The sequence below is a fragment of the Methylobacterium sp. J-059 genome, assembly GCF_022829485.1.
Classification (GTDB): Bacteria; Pseudomonadota; Alphaproteobacteria; order Rhizobiales; family Beijerinckiaceae; genus Methylobacterium.
Genome location: NZ_JAKSYA010000153.1, coordinates 14,633 through 33,513, shown reverse-complemented (window position 1 = coordinate 33,513; position 18,881 = coordinate 14,633). Strand labels below are relative to the sequence as shown.

The window sequence follows — 18,881 nt, the reverse complement described above, 5'->3', positions numbered from 1 at the left end:
TCGGGGGCGAACCTGACGGCCTGCCGCGGGTTGCCCCCCGCCAACCGCACGATCGAACCGAAGGGTCCGGCCATGAGCACCCGCACCACGAGCATCCGCCGGGCCCGCAACGCGGATGTCGGCGCGCTGTCGGCGGTGTTCGATGCGGCCTGGCGCGAGGCCTATCGCGGGATCATCCCGGGCGTGGCGCTGGAGCGGCTGATCGCGCAGCGCGACGGCGCGTGGTGGCGCGCCGCGCTCAAGCGCGGCCGGCCGATCGCGGTGGTCGAGACCGCCGACACGGTGGTCGGCTACGCCGGCTACGGCCGCGCCCGCAGCCGGTCGCTCGGCGTCGAGGGCGAGGTCGACGAGCTCTATCTCCGGCCGGAATACCAGGGCGTCGGCCTCGGGCGGCGCCTGTTCCTGGCGGTCCGCAACGACCTCGCCGACCACGGCCTGGCGCGGATCGGCGCCTGGACGCTGGAGGACAACGCCCGCGCCGCCGACTTCTACGCCGGCCTCGGCGGGCGACCCGGCCCGCGCGCGCTCGACCGCTTGGCCGGCGTGCCGCTGCCGAAGGTCGGCTACCTGTTCGGCTGACGGTTCTTCCCGTTCGTCGCGGCGTGCGGCGCGGCGCGGATTTGCTTCGCGCGCCAAGGGCTTTATGAGACCCGCACAACGGGGCGAGGCCCCGATCTTCCGGGATGCGCCAGCGCCATGATCATCGACAACATCTCGATCGGCAAGAACCCGCCGCACGACGTCAACGTCATCATCGAGGTGCCGCTCGGCGGCGAACCGATCAAGTACGAGATGGACAAGGAAGCCGGCGCGCTCGTCGTCGACCGCTTCCTCTACACCCCGATGTTCTACCCGGGGAACTACGGCTTCATCCCGCACACCCTGTCCGGCGACGGCGACCCCTGCGACGTGCTGGTGGCCAACACCCGCGCCGTGGCGCCCGGCGCGATCATGAGCGCCCGCGTGGTCGGCGTGATGGTGATGGAGGACGAGGGCGGCGAGGACGAGAAGATCATCGCCGTGCCCTCGCGCCACCTCACCAAGCGCTACGACCGGATCGAGAACTACACCGACCTGCCCGAGATCACGATCCAGCAGATCCAGCACTTCTTCGAGCACTACAAGGATCTCGAGCCCGGCAAGTGGGTCAAGTTCGTGCGCTGGGGCGACAAGGCCGAGGCCCACCGCCTGATCCACGAGGCGATCGACCGCGCCAAGAAGGCCAAGGCCTGAAGGGTTTCCCCGGGCCGATCGAGGCCCGCGCCCGGCTCCCTTCCCCGCGGACGGGGAGAGAGCCGGGCGCTTCAAAGAGATGACGTGAGACGTCAGAGCGCCTCGCCGCGCAGCAGGCGCGGCTGGGCGCCGCGCGCGGCGGCGGCCTCGCCGACGAAGAAGCGCTTGAGGCCGGGCATCCGGTCGACGAGGCCGAGGCCCAGGTCGCGGGCGATCCGCAGCGGTAGGGCGTCGTTCGAGAACAGCCGGTTGAGCCCGTCGGTCGCCGCCGCCATCGCCAGCGTGTCGAACCGGCGCGCCCGCTCGTAGGCGACGAGCACGTCCGCCGCGCCGGGATCGAGCCCGAGGCGCAGGGCGCCGGTGACCGCCTCGGCGAGGGCCGCCGCATCCGCCAGGCCGAGATTGAGGCCCTGGCCCGCGATCGGGTGGATGACGTGGGCGGCATCCCCCAGGAGCGCGAGGCGTTCGGCGCGGAAGCGCCGGGCGATGCCGAAGGCGAGCGGATGGGCGCTCGGGTCCTGCTCCAGGGTCAGCCGCCCGAGATCGGGCGTGAACCGGCGCTCGATCTCGGCCAGCACCGCGTCGGGCTCGCCCCCGAGCAGGGCGTCGACGTCGGCGGCCCGCTCGGTCCAGACGATCGAGGAGCGGTGCCCTTGCGGCCCGTCGGCCAGCGGCAGGATCGCGAACGGCCCGCTCGGGAGGAAGTGCTCGGTCGCCCGGCCCCCGTGCGGACGCGCGTGCCGGATCGTCGCGACGATGCCCGTCTGCGGGTACGACCAGCCGACCCAGCCGATCCCGGCCGCCTCGCGCAGGCGCGAGCGCGCCCCGTCGGCGGCCACCAGCAGCGCGGCCCGGAGGGTGCGGCCGTCGGAGAGCGTGGCGCGGATCGCGTCGCCGTCGGGCACCGCGCGGGCGATCCCGACCGGGTCGAGCGCGACGCCGGCCGCCGCGCAGGCCGCGCGGAGCGCCGCCGCCAGCGCCTCCGCCTCGACCATGTGGGCGAAGGGGCCGTCGGAATCGCGCGGCGTCTGCGCGAAGGTCAGGAAGACCGGGCGGACCGGGTCGGCGAGCCGGCTGTCGCTGATCGCCATCTCGGTGATCGGCGCGGCCGCCGCCCCGAGCCGGTCCCAGATCCCGAGCCGCTCCAGCATGCGCCGGCCGCCGGCCGCGATCGCGAAGGCCCGGCCGCGCTGCCGCTCGGCCGCGCGCGGAAGGCCCGGATCGCAGACCGTGACGGCGAGCGCGTCGCCGTGCGCCTGGCGCAGCGCCAGGGCCAGCGACAGGCCCGGGATGCCTGCGCCCGCGAGCAGCAGGTGGCGGCTGCCCGGGCGGGTCGTCGAACCCCTCATCGCCTCGTCCTCATCGTTCCCTCGCGCGAGGAAGTGACACCGCTTCCGCCCGCAGGCAACGCGCGGGCTCGTCCGGCGGGCGCAGGGAAGCGCGGTCGCACCGCGAGCCCGATGGCGAGGCAGGCCGCGTGGATGCTATGGCGGACGCCTCCTCGCCCCGAAAGCCCGCCGCACAGCCATGCCGACCGATCCCGTCCCGCCGACAGATTCCGGCATCGTCGCCGAGCTTCTCGCCATCCTCGACCTCGAGCGGCTGGAGACCGACCTGTTCCGCGGCGTCAGCCCGCGGAACGGCTGGAAGCGGGTGTTCGGCGGGCAGGTGGTGGGTCAGGCGCTGGTCGCCGCGACCCGGACGGTGCCGAGCGCCCGCGCGCCGCACTCGCTCCACGCCTACTTCCTGCTCGGCGGCGACCCGAGCGTCCCGATCGTCTACGAGGTCGAGCGCATCCGCGACGGGCAGAGCTTCACCACGCGCCGGGTCAAGGCGATCCAGCACGGGCGCGCAATCTTCGCGATGACCGCCTCGTACCAGGTGACGGAAGCCGGCCACGCCCACCAGGCGGCGATGCCCGACGCGCCGCCCCCGGAATCGCTGCCCGACACCAAGTCCCTGCTCGCCAGGGGCATGCCCGGCATCCCCGCGGCGGTGGCCGGATATTTCGGCCGTCCGCGCCCGATCGAGCTGAAGCCGGTCGATCTGCGACGCTATCTCGAAGGCGGGCCGCAGGCGCCGCTGTGCAACGTCTGGCTGCGCGCGGCCTCGCAGCTCCCCGACGATCCGGCGATCCACCAGGCGGTGCTCGCCTACGCGTCCGACATGACGCTGCTCGATGCCACGCTGATCGTCCACGGGCGCTCGGTGTTCGATGCCGACATCCAGTCGGCGAGCCTCGACCACGCCCTGTGGTTCCACCGCCCGTTCCGGGCCGACGAGTGGCTGCTCTACGCCCAGGACAGCCCCAACTCCGCCGGCGCGCGGGGGTTCGCCCGCGGCCAGATCTTCGCGCGCGACGGGACGCTGGTGGCGTCGGTGGCGCAGGAGGGCCTGATCCGCCCGCGGCCGGCCTAGTTTGGCGTCAAACCGCCGGCAGGCCGCCGCACGCGCCGAATTCCTGCGCTTCTGATGAGCATTTGCCCGTTTTGTGTGCGATTACTGCTCAGCTTGAGCCCGTCCCCGCGCCAGTCCGCGACCAAAGCGTGTGCATCCGGCGGTCGCGTGAAAAGGTTCCCAAAAAGTTCGGCGCTGGCATAGTCCTTGAATGAGGGCCCGGCGATCGCGGGGTCATTCGGATCCTGCGCGACCATCCTGGACCGGAACCCCCTGCCGAGCGTCGGCTGCGGCACACGGTTCCCAACCCACGCAGGGGGCGCCAAGCATGAAGATCGTGATGGCCATCATCAAGCCGTTCAAGCTGGAGGAGGTGCGCGACGCACTGACCGGCATCGGCGTGCACGGCCTGACGGTGACCGAGGTCAAGGGCTACGGCCGCCAGAAGGGCCACACCGAGATCTACCGCGGCGCGGAATACGCCGTGAGCTTCCTGCCCAAGCTGAAGATCGAGGTCGCGGTCGCCGCCGACCTAACCAGCACGGTGATCGACGCCATCGCGGGCGCCGCCCGCACCGGCCAGATCGGCGACGGCAAGATCTTCGTCATGCCGCTGGAGAAGGCCGTCCGGATCCGCACCGGCGAGACCGACGCCGACGCGCTCTGAGCCGGCCCGCGAGGGCCGCCGCCCTCACCACCCATTTCTGCCTCGCAACAATCCTGACAGCACCGCGACCCGGGAGTCTCGTGTCCATGAAACTTCGCAACGCCCTCGCGCTCGGACTGGGAGGGGCCGCGCTCGCCCTGGTCCTCGTCGAGCCGTCCCTCGCGCAGACGCCGGTGCCGGAAGCGGCCTCGGCGCCCGCGCCCGTCGCCCTGGTGCCCAACAAGGGCGACACCTCCTGGATGCTGATCTCGTCGGCCCTCGTGCTGATGATGAGCGTGCCGGGCCTGGCGCTGTTCTACGGCGGCCTCGTGCGCACCAAGAACATGCTCTCCGTCCTGACCCAGGTCTTCGCGATCGTCTCGATCGTCTGCCTGCTGTGGGTGTTCTACGGCTACAGCCTCGCCTTCACCAACGGCGGCACCATCAACGACTTCGTCGGCGGCTTCTCGAAGGCGTTCCTGAAGGGCGTCGACCCGAACTCGACCGTCGCCACCTTCTCCAACGGCGTCGTCATCCCGGAATACGTCTACATCTGCTTCCAGATGACGTTCGCGATGATCACCCCGGCCCTCATCGTCGGCGCCTTCGCCGAGCGGATGAAGTTCTCGGCGCTCGTGGTGTTCACCATCCTCTGGGTGACGCTGATCTACTTCCCGATGGCGCACATGGTCTGGTACTGGGGCGGCCCGGACGCGGTCGGCAACGCCGCCAAGGCGCTCGCCATGGCGACCGACGACGCGGCCAAGAAGACCGCGCAGGACGCGCTCGACGCCGTCAACGCCGATGCGGGCTTCCTGTTCAAGAAAGGCGCCCTCGACTTCGCCGGCGGCACCGTCGTGCACATCAACGCGGGCATCGCCGGCTTCGTCGGCTGCCTGATGCTCGGCAAGCGCATCGGCTACGGCCGTGACCTGCTCGCCCCGCACTCGCTGACCATGACCATGATCGGCGCCTCGCTGCTCTGGGTCGGCTGGTTCGGCTTCAACGCCGGCTCCAACCTCGAGTCGAACGGCACCACGGCGCTCGCCATGATCAACACCTTCGTCGCGACCGCGGCGGCGGCGGTCTCCTGGCTGTTCGTGGAGTGGGCGATGAAGGGCAAGCCGTCGCTGCTCGGCATGGTCTCCGGCGCCATCGCCGGCCTCGTCGCCGTCACCCCGGCCTCGGGCTTCGCCGGCCCGATGGGCTCGATCGTCCTCGGCCTCGTCGCCGGCGGCGTCTGCTTCGTGATGTGCTCCACCGTGAAGAACGCGATCGGCTACGACGACTCGCTCGACGTGTTCGGCGTCCACTGCATCGGCGGCATCCTCGGCGCCCTGGCGACGGGCATCCTGGTGGATCCGAAGCTCGGCGGCGTCGGCATCCCCGACTACGCGACCAAGCCCGGCGAGATGGTTCTCGGCACCTACGACATGATGAGCCAGTTCATCATCCAGGCCGAGGCCGTCGGCCTCACCCTGCTGTGGTCGGGCATCGGCTCGGCGATCCTGTACAAGCTCGTCGACCTGACGATCGGCCTGCGCGTGACCCAGGACGAGGAGCGCGAGGGCCTCGACATCGCCGATCACGGCGAGCGCGCCTACAACTACTGATCCATCGACGTCCCCGTGACGCCTGCGAAGCCCCGGTGCCCCGCACCGGGGCTTCTTTCGTGGCGGCCATCCCCGAGGCGGTCGCGGGGCAGCGGTCGGGGGATCCGGTCCTTCGTCCGGAGGCGTCTCGAACCAAGCCGATGCGTGCAACGTGTCCCGAGGCTCGCGACCAAGTCCAGGATCAGTCCTCGATCGTCGAGCGATTCGCCGATGCAGTCGATCCGGCCCGGTCCGGCGGCGCTTGGTAACGATCCGTTAACGAAGACGCACGGAATTCCGGATGATCCGCGCCGGATGGGCCGACTGGTTGTGGTGCGACGGCAACACATCTTGAGCTTGGGGCGGCTGCGGCCGCGATTGCCCGTTTCGTAGGCAATTGCCCGAAAGTTGTTTTTGCGGAGGGTGGGAACTTTCGGCACCTTGGCCGCAGCAAAAAACAAACGGGGCTCGGACTATGACCTTGAAGCTGTTCCTCCAGGGCGCCACGGCGTCGATCGCCACGCTGCTCTGCGTCGGACAGGTGTCGGCCGCCGACCTGTCGGCCAAGCCCGCTCCGCCCCCGGTCCCCGAGGCCTGCAAGGTCGCGATCACCTTCCCGGCCTACGGCGGCGTCATCAAGCAGAACCCGAACCCGAGCTGCTTCACCATCGGCGGCATCGGCGAGATCTACGTCGGCGGCGCGGTGACCGGCTACGCCTACACGCAGACCAACCCGTTCAACACCGCGGTCACGCCGCCCGGCGTTCCGGCCGACCGCGCCGGCCGCGTCGACTTCTCGAACCTGCAGGGCTTCATCCAGAAGGCCGATGGCCCGTTCCAGTTCTACGTCGCGGTCGGCGCCTACACGATCCCCGGCCTCGGCGCGCCGATCTACAGCGCCTTCGACCAGACCGACCTGCTCTTCACCCCGGTCTCGATCGCGTTCGGCAAGTACCAGATCAACGACGAGTGGTCGCTCCAGGGCGGCCGCATGCCGACCAACATCGGCTCGGAGCTGCCGTTCACCTTCCAAAACCTGAATATCTCCCGCGGCCTGCTGTTCAACCAGGAGAACGTGATCAACCAGGGCGTCCAGGTGAACTACGCCAGCGGCCCGTGGGCAGCCTCGCTGGCGGCGACCGACGGGTTCTTCTCGGGTGAGCTCAACTGGATCACCGGCCTGATCACCTACAAGATCGACGACGCCAACACGATCGGCATCAACGGCGGCACGCACTTCAGCAGCTTCAATTCCGGCCTGCAGAGCCTGCGCTTCCAGTACGCCACGCCCCTGTCGCTGCAGAACAGCAGCATCATCAGCCTGAACTACACCTACTCGGCCGGCCCCTGGATCGTGACGCCCTACATCCAGTACACCAACGTCGAGCGCAACGCCGCCCTCGGGCTCAACGGCGCCGAAACCTTCGGCGGCGCGATCCTCGCGAGCTACGCCTTCACCGACAACTTCGCCCTGGCCGGCCGCTTCGAGTACATCGCCCAGAGCGGAAACCGCTTGAGCCTGTTCCCCGACACCTCCGTCCTCTACGGCGCCGGCAGCGAGGCGCTCTCCTTCACCGTCACGCCGACCTTCACCTTCGGCCAGTACTTCCTCCGCGGCGAGTACTCGCGGGTCGAGCTCTACGACATCACCCGCGGCAGCCTGGCGGCCGGCACCCTCGGCACCGGCTTCGGCCGCACCGGCAACCGCACCTCGCAGGACCGCTACATGGTCGAGACCGGCATCACCTTCTGATCCCGGCGGCCTGCGGGGCCGTCCTCACGGTCCCGCATTTACCACGCCAACGAAAACGGGCGGCCCGATCGGGCCGCCCGTTTTCGTTGGCGCGCTGCCGGGTGGCGCGCGGGCCGCGTTCCTACGCCGCCTGCGTCAGGGCCGCCTTCTCCCGGGCGAAGGCCCAGTCGAGCCAGGGCGTCAGCGCCTCGAGGTCGCTCCGCTCCACCGTGCCGCCGCACCAGATGCGCAGGCCGGGCGGCGCGTCGCGGTAGGCGCCGATGTCGAGGGCCACGCCCTCGCGCTCCAGGGTCTCGACGATGCCCTTGGCCACGCGCTCCACCACCGCGTCGCCCAGCGCCAGCACGTCGGCATCGGCGATGACGAGGCACACGCCGGTGTTGGAATACGTCGCCGGGTCGACCGCGAGGTTGGCGATCCAGGGCGTGCGCGCGACCCAGTCGTGGATCACCCGCGCGTTGCCGTCCGCCCGCGCATGCAGGGCGTCGAGCCCGCCGAGGTCCTGCGCCCAGGCCAGCGTGTCGAGGTAGTCCTCGACCGCAAGCATGGAGGGCGTGTTGATGGTGTCGCCGGAGAAGATCCCCTCGATCAGCTTTCCGCCCTTGGTCAGGCGGAACACCTTCGGCAGCGGCCAGGCCGGGACGTGGCTCTCGAGGCGGGCGACGGCGCGGGGCGAGAGCACCAGCATGCCGTGCGCCGCCTCGCCGCCCATCACCTTCTGCCAGGAGAAGGTCACCACATCGAGCTTGTCCCAGTCGAGCGCCTGCGCGAAGGCGGCCGAGGTCGCGTCGCAGATCGTCAGCCCCTCGCGGTCGGCGGCGATCCAGTCGCCGTTCGGCACCTTCACCCCGGCGGCGGTGCCGTTCCAGGTGAAGACCACGTCGTTGTGCTTCGTGTCGATCGCCGACAGGTCGGGCAGCACGCCGTAGGGCGTCTGGTGGATGCGCGGGCTGATCTTGAGCTGCCTCAACGCGTCGGTGACCCACTCCGAGCCGAACGCCTCCCAGGCCGCCACCTCCACGGTCCGCGGCCCGAGCATCGACCACATCGCCATCTCGACGGCGCCGGTGTCGGAGGCCGGGACGATGCCGATGCGGTAGTCGGCCGGCACGCGCAGCACGTCGCGGGTCAGGTCGATCGCCCGGCGGAGCTTGGCCCTGCCGGCGACCGAGCGATGCGAGCGGCCGAGCGGCGCGTCGGCCAGGGCCGCCGGGGTCCAGCCGGGGCGCTTGGCGCAGGGGCCGGAGGAGAAATGGGGCACCCGGGGGCGGGTGTCGGGTCGGCGCAACATGAGGATCCATCCTTACAGATGGGCGCACCTCGTCGGGGAGGCGTGTCCCGCCGCCGGGATGCGCCGATGCTGGCGGCCGTGCAAGGGCCGGATGCCGGTTCTCGCCGGCACTGCTGCCCGGAACGCGTCGCGGAAAGGATGTCCGTCTCGCCGCCAGGCATCGGATGCGCGCTGTCGGCCCGTCGCATCCCTCCGCTCCAGGGACGCAGCGTGCCTTCCATCATCGGAGACCAGGCCTGCTCTCCGGGAAGAGGTCGTGTCGCCGCGAGGCGGCTCTCATCGCGAGGAGTAGGACCGCTCAGCACATGGCCGTTGCCGTCACGGATGTCTCTTGCCCTGCGGCCGGCTTCACCGTCTCATGGGCCCGATTCGAGCGTTCAGGTGGCGCGATCGCGCAGAGTGGGGACCTATTCATGAGCATTCGAGCACGCCAGATCGCGATGATCACGACTGCGATGGCGATGATGATCGGCATGTCGATGTGGATGCGTAGCACCTGGGGCCTGACGAGCGATCGCGCTTACGGATTTTCGGGTGTCTTTACGTGGGCTGTCGCGATCATCATCGTTGGCCAACGGTACGCACGGGTGCATCTGAGCCTTTCAGACTATCACGCCATCCACTCGGCCGGATTTGGCGCCCTCTTGCAGGGAGCGATGGCGTCAGGATTTGCACTGGGCCCATCGGGTGATGATCCGAGCACGGTGCTGGCGTGCCTTGCGATGGTTCCCGCCCTGGCAATCGACACCATCAGCCTGCGTGCCTTGTTCTCACGTGAAGAGCGAGAAATTCTCGAGAGCCATCGAGGCTGGTGGCGCGCGAAGTCTGCGACGGACGGGCCTGCGAAAGCCGAGTCGATCTCGTAGCCGTTCCGTCTCCGAACATTCGTCGGGTCGGATGCCTCATCCGTCCTGCGACGGGCCGTGCCTCGACCCGAGCAGATCCGGCCGGCGCTCGGCGGTGATCCGCTCGGATTCGGCCCGGCGCCAGGCGCGGATCGCGCCGTGGTCGCCGCCGGTCAGCACCTCCGGGATCGTCCGGCCCTCCCAGTCGCGGGGGCGGGTGTAGTGCGGGTATTCGAGCCGGCCGCCCTCGAAGCTCTCCTCGTCGCCGGACGCCGCCTTGCCCATCACGCCGGGCAGCAGGCGCACGCAGGCGTCGATCAGGGTGATCGCCGCGATCTCGCCGCCGGAGAGCACGTAGTCGCCGATCGAGACCTCCTCGAGGGCGCGGCCGGCGATCACCCGCTCGTCGACCCCCTCGAAGCGGCCGCAGACGATCAGCGCGCCCGGCCCGGCGCTCAGCGCCCGCACCCGCGCCTGCGTCAGCGGCTTTCCGCGGGGCGACATCAGCAGGCGGGGGCGGGCGTCATCCGGACCGGTCGCGGCGTCGATGGCGGGGCCGAGCACGTCGCAGCGCAGCACCATGCCGGCGCCGCCGCCGGCCGGGTTGTCGTCGACGCTGCGGTGGCGGCCGAGCCCGTGCTCGCGGATGTCGCGGGCCTCGCAGACCCAGTCGCCGCGGGCGAGCGCGCTGCCCGACAGCGAGGCGCCGAGCGGCCCGGGAAACATCTCGGGGTAGAGCGTGAGGATCGTCGCCCGCCAGGGCGGGGCGGAAGGGGGCGGGTTCGTCATGGCCGCTTGATGGCGCCGGGACGCCTGCGCGGTCAACGCCGCGGCACCGAGCGCCGCCCTCGCGCGTTCAGGACTTCGATGATCAGACCGCTCCTCGCCCTCCTCCTCGCTCTCCCGGCCCTGGCGCACGGCGCGCAGGCGGCGGAACCCCTGGGACCGCCCGGCGCCCCGGCTGCCGCCTTCCCGAAGCCCGACCGGCCGGTGGCCGAGATCGTCGCGGCGCAATGGGCCTTCGAGGCGCAGCGCGACAAGGCCGACGAGTTCGGGCAGGTCGCCCGCCTGATGGGCTTCAAGCCGGGCGAGACGGTGGCCGACATCGGCGCCGGCAGCGGCTACTACGTCACGCGGCTGAGCCCGCTGGTCGGGCCGCAGGGCCGGGTGCTCGCCGAAGACGTGACGCCGCGCTACCTCGCCGACCTCGAAGCCCGGCTGCGCAAGGCCGACCTGTCCAACGTCACGGTGGTGCGCGGCGAGCCGCACGACCCGCGCCTCGCGCCCGCCTCGGTCGACGCGGCGATCCTGGTGCACATGTACCACGAGGTCACCCAGCCCTACGGCCTGCTCCACAACCTCGCCGCCGCGATGAGGCCCGGCGGCCGGGTCGGGATCGTGGACGCCGACGACATCCCCTCGCGCCACGGCACGCCGCCCAAGCTCCTGCGCTGCGAGCTGTCCGCCGCGGGTTTTCGCGAGACGGGCTTTTCTGTGCTCGACGGCGGGGTGGGCTACCTCGCGGTGTTCGAGGCGCCGGCCCCCGACCGGCGGCCCGATCCGAAGACGATCACGCCTTGCAAGGACGAGGCGACGCGGGGGAAGGCGCGATAGGGGTCGAGGCCCGGTTTCGCGACCGCCCTCCTCCGATCCAAGCCGGGCATGCGGACGGGCGCCGGCACTGGTCGGAAGGCGGCGTCTGCAGGCCGCCGTCCAATGCAAGCCGGCGTCCAAGGGCGGCACGGGGCGGCTCGCGGTGGGGCGATGACCGGATCCGACCGCCGGACGCTCAGGCGCGTTCGTCGATCTCCGGGACGCCGCTGCTCCGGTCGGCGTAGGCGGCGATGAAGGTCGGCCGGGTCTGCCAGCGCTGCCAGAAGGCATCGAGATGCTCGAAGCGCTCATCGAGGGGCGTCGCGTTGACCGGAAACTTGGAGAACGCGATCGCCGTCGCCAGCGTGATGTCCGAGAAGGTCGGCTGATCGCCGCCCAGGAGCCACGCGCGGCCGTCGGCGAGATGTCGGTCGACCAGGCCGGCATGCGCCAGCGCCACCTTACGCGAATGCTCGCCCCAGGCCGGGTTGCTGGTCAGCTCGAGCTTCGGGCCCAGGCCCTGGTGCAGGACGTGGAACGCGGTGACGATGGGGTAGAGGATGTGCACCCACACCCTGCTGTCCCACATCTGGTCGAGGCCGCGCTCGAGCGCCGTTTCGCCCATGATCTTGCGGCCTTCGAACGCCTCGTCGAGGTAGCGGGCGATGGCGGAGGTCTCGCTGAGAAAGGACCCGTCCGCGAGCGCGAGGGTCGGCGTCTCGCCCCAGGCGTTCATCTTCAGGTGCTTCCATCCCCGCTGCTCGCCGACGGGCGACATGTCGTAGACCGTCTCGTCGAAGCGGTCGGCGATGCCCTTCTCGTGCATGAAGATCCGCAGGCGCTGCGGGTTCGGGAAGGCCGAGGGGGAGGTGAAGAGCCTGAGCTTGTCGGACATCGTCGTCTCGCTTTCCATCACGTTCGCCTGTCTGTCAGATGACAGGCAGCACGTTACGTCCCGGCGCTTGTCTCGTCAACCCCTGTCTGCCATATGACAGATGGAGGTTGGGCATGGCAGCGACGTCGAAGGAGAACGTGCGGGAGGCGATCCTGGCGGCCGCCCGGGAGGCGGCGATGGCCCACGGCTACGGCGGTCTCAATTTCCGCGACCTCGCCGAGACCGTCGGCATCAAGGCCGCGAGCATCAACTACTATTTCGCCAACAAGGCCCTCCTCGGCGAGGCGGTCGCGCGCCGCTATTGGGAGGACATCGCCCGCGACCTCGAGGACTTGTCGGCGCATGCCGCGAGCCCGACGGAGGCGCTGAGACGGTACCCCGGCATCTTTCGCCTGTCGCTGGCGCGCGACAACCGCATGTGCCTCAGCAGCTTCATGGCGACGGAATACGATGCGTTGCCCGAGCCGGTCCTGAAGGAGGTTCAGGCTTTCGCCGACGTCAACACGGCGTGGCTGCGTCGGCAGCTCGTCGCCGCCGAGCTGGTCGCGCCGAACGAGGGCGAGGCGAGAGCGCGTGCCGTCTACGCGGCGGTCGCCGGCGCACAGATCGTCGCGCGAAGCCGCGCGGACATAACGCTGTTCGATTCCCTGATCCAGAGTTATCGGGAAGCGGGGCTGCTGCCGAACTGATCGGAGCTGAACGGCAAGATCGCGCGGTCCGAACCGACGTTCCCGGGCGGGATCGCGACCGAGACGCGCATCGGGTCGCCCCGATGCCCCTCACGAGCGCCAGCGCAGCTCCCGCGACTCCAGCGGGTTCGCGAACGGGCGCCCGGCGCGCGCGGCCTCCAGCGCCTCGCGCTTCAGGCGAAAGTACCATTGCGAGGGCAGGTCGCCCTGGCCGAACAGCACCATGGTCGGCTTGCGGTCGAGGCCCAGTTGCGCGTGCTGGAGCACCTGCTGGTCCTGGGTCAGGAACTGGCGCATCAGCGGGCGGGCGACGGGCTTGAGCAGGTTGAGGCCGGGGACGTTCCAGTAGAGCGCGTTGGTGAGCATCGTGCGGTTGGCGGTCAGCGGCGTCGCGAAGGTGTAGTTCGCCAGGCGCTTGGCGCCCGCCGTGATCCGCTCCAGGCGCACGCCGGGAAGGCGGAACTCGATCTCGACGTCGGGCACCCCGCCGAGCAGGCGGTAGACCGGCGAGCTGGTCGTCGTCGCGTGGCTCGACATGACGAAGCCGTGCGGCACCGGCCGAAACGTCTTCTTCTTCTCGCGCAACGCCTTGGACGGCCGGAACCACCACGAATCGTGGACGAAGGCGACGTGGCCGGGATCGACGAGGCTCAAGGTCGTCAGGTCGAACGAGGCCTCGACCACGAGCTCGACCACGAGCGAGCCGACCGGGTGGAAGTCGAGCGCCGGCAGGGCGGGCGTTTCGCCCGGCGTCCCGAGATGCGGGTTGACCCAGACGAAGCCGGCGCTCTCGATCACGGGGAAGCGCTGCACAACGATCTTCGAGAAGTCGGCCGTGTCGTGCTCGGAGAGGGTCGGCACGTCGCGGCAGCGGCCTTCGGTGGAGAAGCGCCAGCCGTGGAACGGGCAGACCAGCTCGGCACCGTCGAAGCCGCCCTTGGACAGCGCCATGCCGCGGTGCGGGCAGCGGTCGCGCAGCGCGAACGGGGCGCCGTCCGCATCGCGCCCGATCACGATCTGCTCGCCGTTCAGCTCGACCGCGCGGAGCGCCTTGCCGGTCAGGCCCGAGGCTTGGCCGACGCAGTACCACGCGTCCGGCAGCGGCCGGCGCATCGCATCGGGGTCGAGGGCCTCGTCGGCGGCCGGGTCGCGTGCGGGACCGCTCGCGTGGAGAGCGATCGGGGAGGCGGACATGGGGTCTCGCAACGGTTCGGGAACGTCCTCATACGCCGCCCCGCCGGATGGGGAAAGCGAGGCCGCCGTTCCAACCCCGCCGCGCGACGGTGTGACCCCGCGGAACGCGTGCCACGAGCGCGATGGCCCGTCATGCCCCCGCCCGCACGCCCGCCGCGCCGGCGTCGCGCGGCCGGCCCTGCAGCCAGCGCAGCACCGGCCGCTCGACGCTGCGATGGAAGGCCTCGGTCGCGGCGATCGACACGGCGACGAGGAGCAGCGTCAGCGGCCAGAGCAGGCCGGCGCTCAGCGGCAGCCGCGGCAGGACCGCCTTGGCGGCAAGGAAGACGAAGGGGTGCAGCAGGTAGAGCGCGTAGGACGCGTCGCCGATCCGCGCGATCCGCCGGGCGATCGCCTGGTCGAACCGGAGCCCGCCGAGGACGAGGCCGGCGACGATCAGCACCGCGCCGCCGCCCCAGATCAGGGTGCGGGCCCAGCCGTAATTCCCGGGCGCAGACGAGGCGTCGAACCCGGACAGGTCGATCGTCGCCCAGACGCCGACCCCGAGGCCGCAGAGCAGGACGCCGCCGGCGACGCCGAGCCGGACGCCGCGGCGGAACAGCAGCGCGAGACCGATGCCGGCGGCGAATTCGAGCACGATCGGCCGCAGCCAGAACCGGAGCGGGTCGAAGGCCGGCGGCTGCAGCCAGGCCAGGAGCACGCCGACGGCGAGGATCGAGACGGCCGCCAGCGCCGCCCGCTCGCGCAGGGCCGCGGCGGGCGCGGAGGCCTTCATCGCCCGCGCCGCGAGCATCATCGCCCCGGCGAAGACGAGGTAGAACGCCATCTCGTAGTTCAGCGTCCAGCCGAGATCGAGGATCGGGAACGGGTAGTCCGGCCCGAAGCCGCGGGTGTCGAACGGGATGAACAGGTACGAGGTCGCCACGTCCGCCAGGCTCGGCGCGGCGGCCTGGCCGGCGGCGGCCGCGGCCAGCAGGACGACGAGGCGCAGCGTGAGCGCGAACCAGTACAGCGGCACGATCCGCAGCAGGCGGCGCTTGAGGAAGCGCGCGGCGCCCCCGGGCGCGCCGAACAGCGGCTCGGACGCATAGACGATGATGAAGCCGGAGATGACGAAGAACAGGTCGACGCCGGCCCCGAGCGGCAGGGCGGCGAAGCGCGGCATGGCGAGGCCGCGCGCCTCCGCCTGGAGCGCGAGCAGGAGCTCGGCGTGGAGCAGGACGACCATCACCGCCGCCACCGCCCGCAGGATCTGCACGCCGTCGAGGCGGTGAAGGCGCCCCGGCGCCGGCCGATCGAGGGCGCCCGTCGTCGTCGCGGCGGTCATGCCGGCCGGTCCAGCGAAGCGCCCGCGATCGCGGCGGCCCGTCGCTTACCGGCCGCCACGCGGCGGACGATCTCGGCCAGGCTCGCCTGCATCCGCGCGGCGCCGTAGCGCGCGCGGGCCGTCGCCTGCGCCCGGGCGACCTGGGCCGAGAGCCCCGGCGGCGCGGACAGGACGCGGGCGATGGCGTCGGCGAGCGCCCCCGCGTCGCCGGGCGGCACCAGGGTCCCCGCCGCGCCCCGGTCGAGGATCTCGGCCGCCGCGCCCGTATCGGTGGCGATCACCGGCGTCCCGACCAGCATCGCCTCGACCAGGGTGCGCCCGAACGGCTCGGGTGCGATCGAGGGATGGATCACCGCGTCCACCGCGCGCATCAGGCGCGTCACGTCCCCGCGCTGGCCGAGGAAGTGGACGCGGTCGGCGAGCCCGCGCTCGGCCGCGCGCGCATGCAGACCGTTCGCGTAGGCGTCCTCGCCGAACAGGGCGGTGCCGGCGACGATGCACGCCGTGCCGGGCGAGCGGGCCAGGGCCTCCAGCACCACGTGCTGCCCCTTCCACGGGGCGAGCCGGCTGAAGACGCCGACCAGTGGGCCGTGCGGCAACCCAAGGCTCGTGCGCAGGGCGGCCGGGTCGCCGGGCTCGCCGTCGAGGTCGAGGCCGTTGGGCACAACCTCGACGAGATTCCGGCGCCCGCCCGCCGCGACGAAGGCGTCGGCGGCGGCCTGCGACGGAACCACGACCCGGGCGGCGAACGCGTTGGCGAGGCGGACCTGAAGCCCACGCTGCGCCGCCCCGAAATGCGCGGGATCGAGGATGTCGTGCAGGTGCCAGATCAGCGGGCGGCGCACGAGAGCCGCGGCGAGGGCCGAGAGGACGAAGGCCTTCTGCGAGTTGGCGTAGACCACGTCGTGGGCCTTCGCGGTCCGCGCCAGCGCGAGGATCGTCGCGGCGAGCCGTCCGGCCAGCGGAATCGCGCGCCAGGGCGAGCCGTCGCGGCGCAGGGACGACAGCCCGGATCCGTGCCGCGCACGGACGACCGCCAGCCCCCGCTCCCGCAGCGCGGTCGCGAGCGGCCCGTCCTCGAACAGGAAGGCGGTGGCGCCGCGCCAGGGTCCCACGGCATCGCACAGCACCATCTCGGCGCCCGACATCGTGCTGGTGTGGTTGACGAACACGACCCGCGGACGGTCCATCACGCGGCTCCGAGATAGCGGCGCGCCGGCTCGTGCCCGGTGTCGTAGAACGGGTGGTCGTCGGCCCGCACCATGGTGATCGCGAGCCCGAACACGTCGCCGCCGGCCTCGCGCAGGCCGTTGACGGTGGCGCTGATCGCCGACACCTGCGAGCGGCCCCAGCGGGTGCAGCACAGCACGCCGTCGACCTGCCGCGCCAAAATTTGGGCGTCCATCAGCATCGCCGCGGGCGGGCTGTCGATCAGCACAAGGTCGTACTTGCGGGCCCAGAGCAGCAGCTCGGTCATGCGCTTGCCCATCAGCAGCTCGGTCGATTCCGTGGTCGCCGCGCCGGCGGGGATGGCGTCGAGGTTGGGCGTCGCCGTCGCGATCACCGCCTCCCGCGGCAGGGCCTCGCCGCGCAGCACGCCGGCGAGGCCGGGGCCGGCGGGCAGGTCCAGAGCCGTCTCGAAGACCGGGCGGCGCAGGTCGCATTCGAGGACGAGCACGCGGCGCCCGCTCGCCGCGTTGAGCTGGGCGAGCGCGAGGGTGGTGAAGGACTTGCCCTCGCCGGGCGCGGCCGAGGTGAGCAGGATCGCGCGGCTCGTGCCGTCGGCGCCGGCCAGCATCAGCCGGGCGCCGAGGTTGCGCAGGACCTGCTGCATCAGCGGATCGCTGCGTGCGTCGCGCAGCGCCGCGGCGAGCGGCAGCTCGCCGGCGGCGGCCCCCATCCGTCCGAGCAGCGCCGGTCCGCCGGCGGCGCGCAGATGCGGCAGCTGGGCGAAGACGGGGGCGTGGGCCACCGCGGCGAGCTGCGTCGAGGTCCGAACGCTGCGGTCGGCGCGTTCGCGCAGCAGCGCGGCGGCCGCGGCCAGCGCGGCGGCCAGGACGAAGCCGGCGCCGAGGAACAGCAGCGGCTTCGGGGTGACCGGCGCGGCCGGCACGTCGGCGAGGCTGACGAGCCGGGTGCTGCCGACGAGGATGCGGCGCTCGGTCTCGAGCTCGTTGGCGCGCTTGTACAGGTCGGTGTACTGGCCGCGCTTGATCTCGGCGTTGCGCACCATGCCGGCGACGACCGATTCGTCGTCCATCGCGGACGCCGCCTCGGCCTTCGCGGTCTCCATCTGCTGGCGCAGCGACTTGGCGAGCGCGCTCGACGCGTCGAAGGTCTTCTTCAGGCCGGCGCTGATGCTCGCGACCTCCCGGTCGACGCGCAGCTTCAGGCCGGCGAGCTCCGTGCGCATCGCCTGCAGCGTCGGATGGTTCGGCCCCAGCACCGTGCCGGTGTTGGCGATCTGCGCGGCCACCACGTTCATCTGCTGCTTGAGGTCGCCGATCGTCCGGCTCGCCAGCACCGCCGGGGCGTTGATCGAGCCCCGGGCCTGGTCGGCGTTGATCTCGGAGAGGCGCGCCGCGGCGTCGGCCTTGGCGGTCTCGGCCGCCGAGAGCTGCTGGGTGATGGTGCTGAGCCGCTCGGAGGTGATCGGCGCGTTGGCGCCCGACATCAGGCCCTTGCGCCGGCGGAAGGCCTGGATCTTGGCCTCGTCGTCGCGCAGGGACGCGTCGAGCTGGCGGATCTCCTTCCACAGCCACTCGGTCGCCGCCTCGCGGCTGTTGGCGAGCACGCCGCGCTGGTCGTCGAGGAAGGCGGTGATCAGCGCGTTGGTCAGCGCCTGGGAGGTCTCGGCGTTCGGCGAGCGGTAGGCGATGTTGATGACGCGCGAGCGGCCGGCGCCGGTGACGACGTAGCGGCGCTGCAGGTAGTCGACCACCAGGTCGGTGTTGCCGCGCAGCTTGTCGCAGCCGTCCTCCTTGGGCGGCAGCAGGCTCGCGAGGAGCCCGCCGCGCGCGATTTGCCGGCACTCGGCCACAACCTTCTCGACGACGTCGCCCGAGGCGACGAGGCGCATGATCCGCGGCGCGCGGATCACCAGCATCTGGCTCTCGATGTCGGCCGGGTCGCCGAGCTTCTGGATCCAGGCGACCGACGCGTTGGCGTTGTTGCTGCCGGGCTCCGGCTCGGCCACGATCACCGAGCCGACCGCCAGGTACTGCACCGGCGCGACCATCAGCAGCCCGATCGCCACCGACATGACGCCGATGAAGACCGCCGCGAACAGGCGCCGCCGCCGCCAGATCGTCGCGAACGGGCCGGCCTGGTCGGTGGCCGGGCCCGAACGCGGCGCGGCCGGCACGGCGGTGCGGGCGGGGTTGAGGTAGGACGTCGTCATCGTCGACCACCGGGTCTGGCGCCGGT

Annotated in this window: 17 protein-coding genes; 9 read left to right on the top strand and 8 right to left on the bottom strand. The window is 71.6% G+C overall.

What is annotated here, in order from left to right; translation table 11 throughout:
* Positions 1-72: 72 nt before the first annotated feature.
* A complete protein-coding gene (locus tag MKK55_RS23090; protein WP_147844117.1) occupies positions 73-579 on the top strand; it encodes a GNAT family N-acetyltransferase in 507 nt (168 codons plus the stop codon).
* 117 nt (positions 580-696) lie between these two features.
* Positions 697-1,233, top strand: a complete 537-nt coding sequence (gene ppa / locus MKK55_RS23085) for an inorganic diphosphatase (RefSeq protein WP_147730016.1) — start codon at positions 697-699, stop codon at positions 1,231-1,233.
* 92 nt (positions 1,234-1,325) lie between these two features.
* Here the strand turns inward: ppa and MKK55_RS23080 are convergent, their stop codons facing one another.
* Positions 1,326-2,582, bottom strand: a complete 1,257-nt coding sequence (locus MKK55_RS23080) for an FAD-dependent monooxygenase (protein ID WP_243937825.1) — start codon at positions 2,580-2,582, stop codon at positions 1,326-1,328.
* Positions 2,583-2,760: 178 nt separating this feature from the next.
* Between MKK55_RS23080 and tesB the strand changes: the two genes are divergently transcribed.
* From tesB to MKK55_RS23060, 4 genes are all read left to right on the top strand, one after another.
* Entirely contained in the window at positions 2,761-3,651 is an 891-nt protein-coding gene (gene tesB / locus MKK55_RS23075) for an acyl-CoA thioesterase II (protein ID WP_147728183.1), read from the top strand.
* Positions 3,652-3,958: 307 nt separating this feature from the next.
* Positions 3,959-4,297 carry a P-II family nitrogen regulator gene (locus MKK55_RS23070; RefSeq protein WP_147728184.1) on the top strand — a complete coding sequence of 113 codons (339 nt, stop codon included), beginning with the start codon at positions 3,959-3,961 and terminating at the stop codon, positions 4,295-4,297.
* A gap of 86 nt (positions 4,298-4,383) precedes the next feature.
* The gene (locus MKK55_RS23065) at positions 4,384-5,889 is read left to right on the top strand and encodes an ammonium transporter (RefSeq protein WP_147728185.1); all 1,506 of its coding nucleotides are present in this window, start codon (positions 4,384-4,386) and stop codon (positions 5,887-5,889) included.
* A 454-nt stretch (positions 5,890-6,343) separates the two neighbouring features.
* Positions 6,344-7,621, top strand: a complete 1,278-nt coding sequence (locus tag MKK55_RS23060) for an outer membrane beta-barrel protein (RefSeq protein WP_147728186.1) — start codon at positions 6,344-6,346, stop codon at positions 7,619-7,621.
* Positions 7,622-7,742: 121 nt separating this feature from the next.
* Here MKK55_RS23060 and MKK55_RS23055 read toward each other — a convergent pair whose 3' ends face one another.
* Complete coding sequence (locus tag MKK55_RS23055; protein ID WP_243937824.1) at positions 7,743-8,912, bottom strand: phosphoserine transaminase; 1,170 nt, start codon at positions 8,910-8,912, stop codon at positions 7,743-7,745.
* Positions 8,913-9,217: 305 nt separating this feature from the next.
* Between MKK55_RS23055 and MKK55_RS23050 the strand changes: the two genes are divergently transcribed.
* Positions 9,218-9,778: a hypothetical protein gene (locus MKK55_RS23050; RefSeq protein WP_243935744.1), complete on the top strand. Its 561-nt coding sequence runs from the start codon at positions 9,218-9,220 to the stop codon at positions 9,776-9,778.
* A gap of 36 nt (positions 9,779-9,814) precedes the next feature.
* Here MKK55_RS23050 and trmD read toward each other — a convergent pair whose 3' ends face one another.
* Positions 9,815-10,546 (bottom strand): tRNA (guanosine(37)-N1)-methyltransferase TrmD, encoded by a 732-nt coding sequence (gene trmD, locus MKK55_RS23045; protein WP_243935746.1) that lies wholly within the window; start codon positions 10,544-10,546, stop codon positions 9,815-9,817.
* A gap of 78 nt (positions 10,547-10,624) precedes the next feature.
* Between trmD and MKK55_RS23040 the strand changes: the two genes are divergently transcribed.
* Positions 10,625-11,371 carry a class I SAM-dependent methyltransferase gene (locus MKK55_RS23040; protein WP_243937823.1) on the top strand — a complete coding sequence of 249 codons (747 nt, stop codon included), beginning with the start codon at positions 10,625-10,627 and terminating at the stop codon, positions 11,369-11,371.
* Positions 11,372-11,546: 175 nt separating this feature from the next.
* On the opposite strand, the gene MKK55_RS23035 is transcribed toward MKK55_RS23040, so the two are convergent.
* The gene (locus tag MKK55_RS23035; protein WP_243937822.1) at positions 11,547-12,245 is read right to left on the bottom strand and encodes a glutathione S-transferase family protein; all 699 of its coding nucleotides are present in this window, start codon (positions 12,243-12,245) and stop codon (positions 11,547-11,549) included.
* A 113-nt stretch (positions 12,246-12,358) separates the two neighbouring features.
* Between MKK55_RS23035 and MKK55_RS23030 the strand changes: the two genes are divergently transcribed.
* A complete protein-coding gene (locus MKK55_RS23030; RefSeq protein WP_243937820.1) occupies positions 12,359-12,934 on the top strand; it encodes a TetR/AcrR family transcriptional regulator in 576 nt (191 codons plus the stop codon).
* A 90-nt stretch (positions 12,935-13,024) separates the two neighbouring features.
* Here the strand turns inward: MKK55_RS23030 and MKK55_RS23025 are convergent, their stop codons facing one another.
* From MKK55_RS23025 to MKK55_RS23010, 4 genes are all read right to left on the bottom strand, one after another.
* Positions 13,025-14,128, bottom strand: a complete 1,104-nt coding sequence (locus tag MKK55_RS23025) for an aromatic ring-hydroxylating oxygenase subunit alpha (protein WP_243935753.1) — start codon at positions 14,126-14,128, stop codon at positions 13,025-13,027.
* Between the two features lie 130 nt (positions 14,129-14,258).
* Positions 14,259-15,455 carry an acyltransferase family protein gene (locus MKK55_RS23020; RefSeq protein WP_243937818.1) on the bottom strand — a complete coding sequence of 399 codons (1,197 nt, stop codon included), beginning with the start codon at positions 15,453-15,455 and terminating at the stop codon, positions 14,259-14,261.
* The gene (locus MKK55_RS23015) at positions 15,452-16,645 is read right to left on the bottom strand and encodes a glycosyltransferase family 4 protein (RefSeq protein ID WP_243937817.1); all 1,194 of its coding nucleotides are present in this window, start codon (positions 16,643-16,645) and stop codon (positions 15,452-15,454) included. The genes MKK55_RS23020 and MKK55_RS23015 overlap by 4 nt, the downstream gene beginning before the upstream one ends.
* Complete coding sequence (locus MKK55_RS23010; RefSeq protein ID WP_243937816.1) at positions 16,645-18,855, bottom strand: GumC family protein; 2,211 nt, start codon at positions 18,853-18,855, stop codon at positions 16,645-16,647. Before MKK55_RS23010 ends, MKK55_RS23015 begins: the two co-directional genes overlap by 1 nt.
* Positions 18,856-18,881 lie beyond the last annotated feature (26 nt).

What these genes read in the sequence shown, in the direction of transcription:
- MKK55_RS23015 (WP_243937817.1), bottom strand. Translation starts at nt 16,645, where the DNA reads ATGGACCGTCCGCGGGTCGTGTTCGTCAACCACACCAGCACGATGTCG.
- MKK55_RS23040 (WP_243937823.1), top strand. Translation starts at nt 10,625, where the DNA reads ATGATCAGACCGCTCCTCGCCCTCCTCCTCGCTCTCCCGGCCCTGGCG.
- trmD (WP_243935746.1), bottom strand. Translation starts at nt 10,546, where the DNA reads ATGACGAACCCGCCCCCTTCCGCCCCGCCCTGGCGGGCGACGATCCTC.
- MKK55_RS23060 (WP_147728186.1), top strand. Translation starts at nt 6,344, where the DNA reads ATGACCTTGAAGCTGTTCCTCCAGGGCGCCACGGCGTCGATCGCCACG.
- MKK55_RS23020 (WP_243937818.1), bottom strand. Translation starts at nt 15,455, where the DNA reads ATGACCGCCGCGACGACGACGGGCGCCCTCGATCGGCCGGCGCCGGGG.
- MKK55_RS23070 (WP_147728184.1), top strand. Translation starts at nt 3,959, where the DNA reads ATGAAGATCGTGATGGCCATCATCAAGCCGTTCAAGCTGGAGGAGGTG.
- MKK55_RS23080 (WP_243937825.1), bottom strand. Translation starts at nt 2,582, where the DNA reads ATGAGGGGTTCGACGACCCGCCCGGGCAGCCGCCACCTGCTGCTCGCG.
- MKK55_RS23025 (WP_243935753.1), bottom strand. Translation starts at nt 14,128, where the DNA reads ATGTCCGCCTCCCCGATCGCTCTCCACGCGAGCGGTCCCGCACGCGAC.
- MKK55_RS23065 (WP_147728185.1), top strand. Translation starts at nt 4,384, where the DNA reads ATGAAACTTCGCAACGCCCTCGCGCTCGGACTGGGAGGGGCCGCGCTC.
- MKK55_RS23010 (WP_243937816.1), bottom strand. Translation starts at nt 18,855, where the DNA reads ATGACGACGTCCTACCTCAACCCCGCCCGCACCGCCGTGCCGGCCGCG.
- MKK55_RS23090 (WP_147844117.1), top strand. Translation starts at nt 73, where the DNA reads ATGAGCACCCGCACCACGAGCATCCGCCGGGCCCGCAACGCGGATGTC.
- MKK55_RS23055 (WP_243937824.1), bottom strand. Translation starts at nt 8,912, where the DNA reads ATGTTGCGCCGACCCGACACCCGCCCCCGGGTGCCCCATTTCTCCTCC.
- ppa (WP_147730016.1), top strand. Translation starts at nt 697, where the DNA reads ATGATCATCGACAACATCTCGATCGGCAAGAACCCGCCGCACGACGTC.
- MKK55_RS23030 (WP_243937820.1), top strand. Translation starts at nt 12,359, where the DNA reads ATGGCAGCGACGTCGAAGGAGAACGTGCGGGAGGCGATCCTGGCGGCC.
- MKK55_RS23050 (WP_243935744.1), top strand. Translation starts at nt 9,218, where the DNA reads ATGGCCGTTGCCGTCACGGATGTCTCTTGCCCTGCGGCCGGCTTCACC.
- tesB (WP_147728183.1), top strand. Translation starts at nt 2,761, where the DNA reads ATGCCGACCGATCCCGTCCCGCCGACAGATTCCGGCATCGTCGCCGAG.
- MKK55_RS23035 (WP_243937822.1), bottom strand. Translation starts at nt 12,245, where the DNA reads ATGTCCGACAAGCTCAGGCTCTTCACCTCCCCCTCGGCCTTCCCGAAC.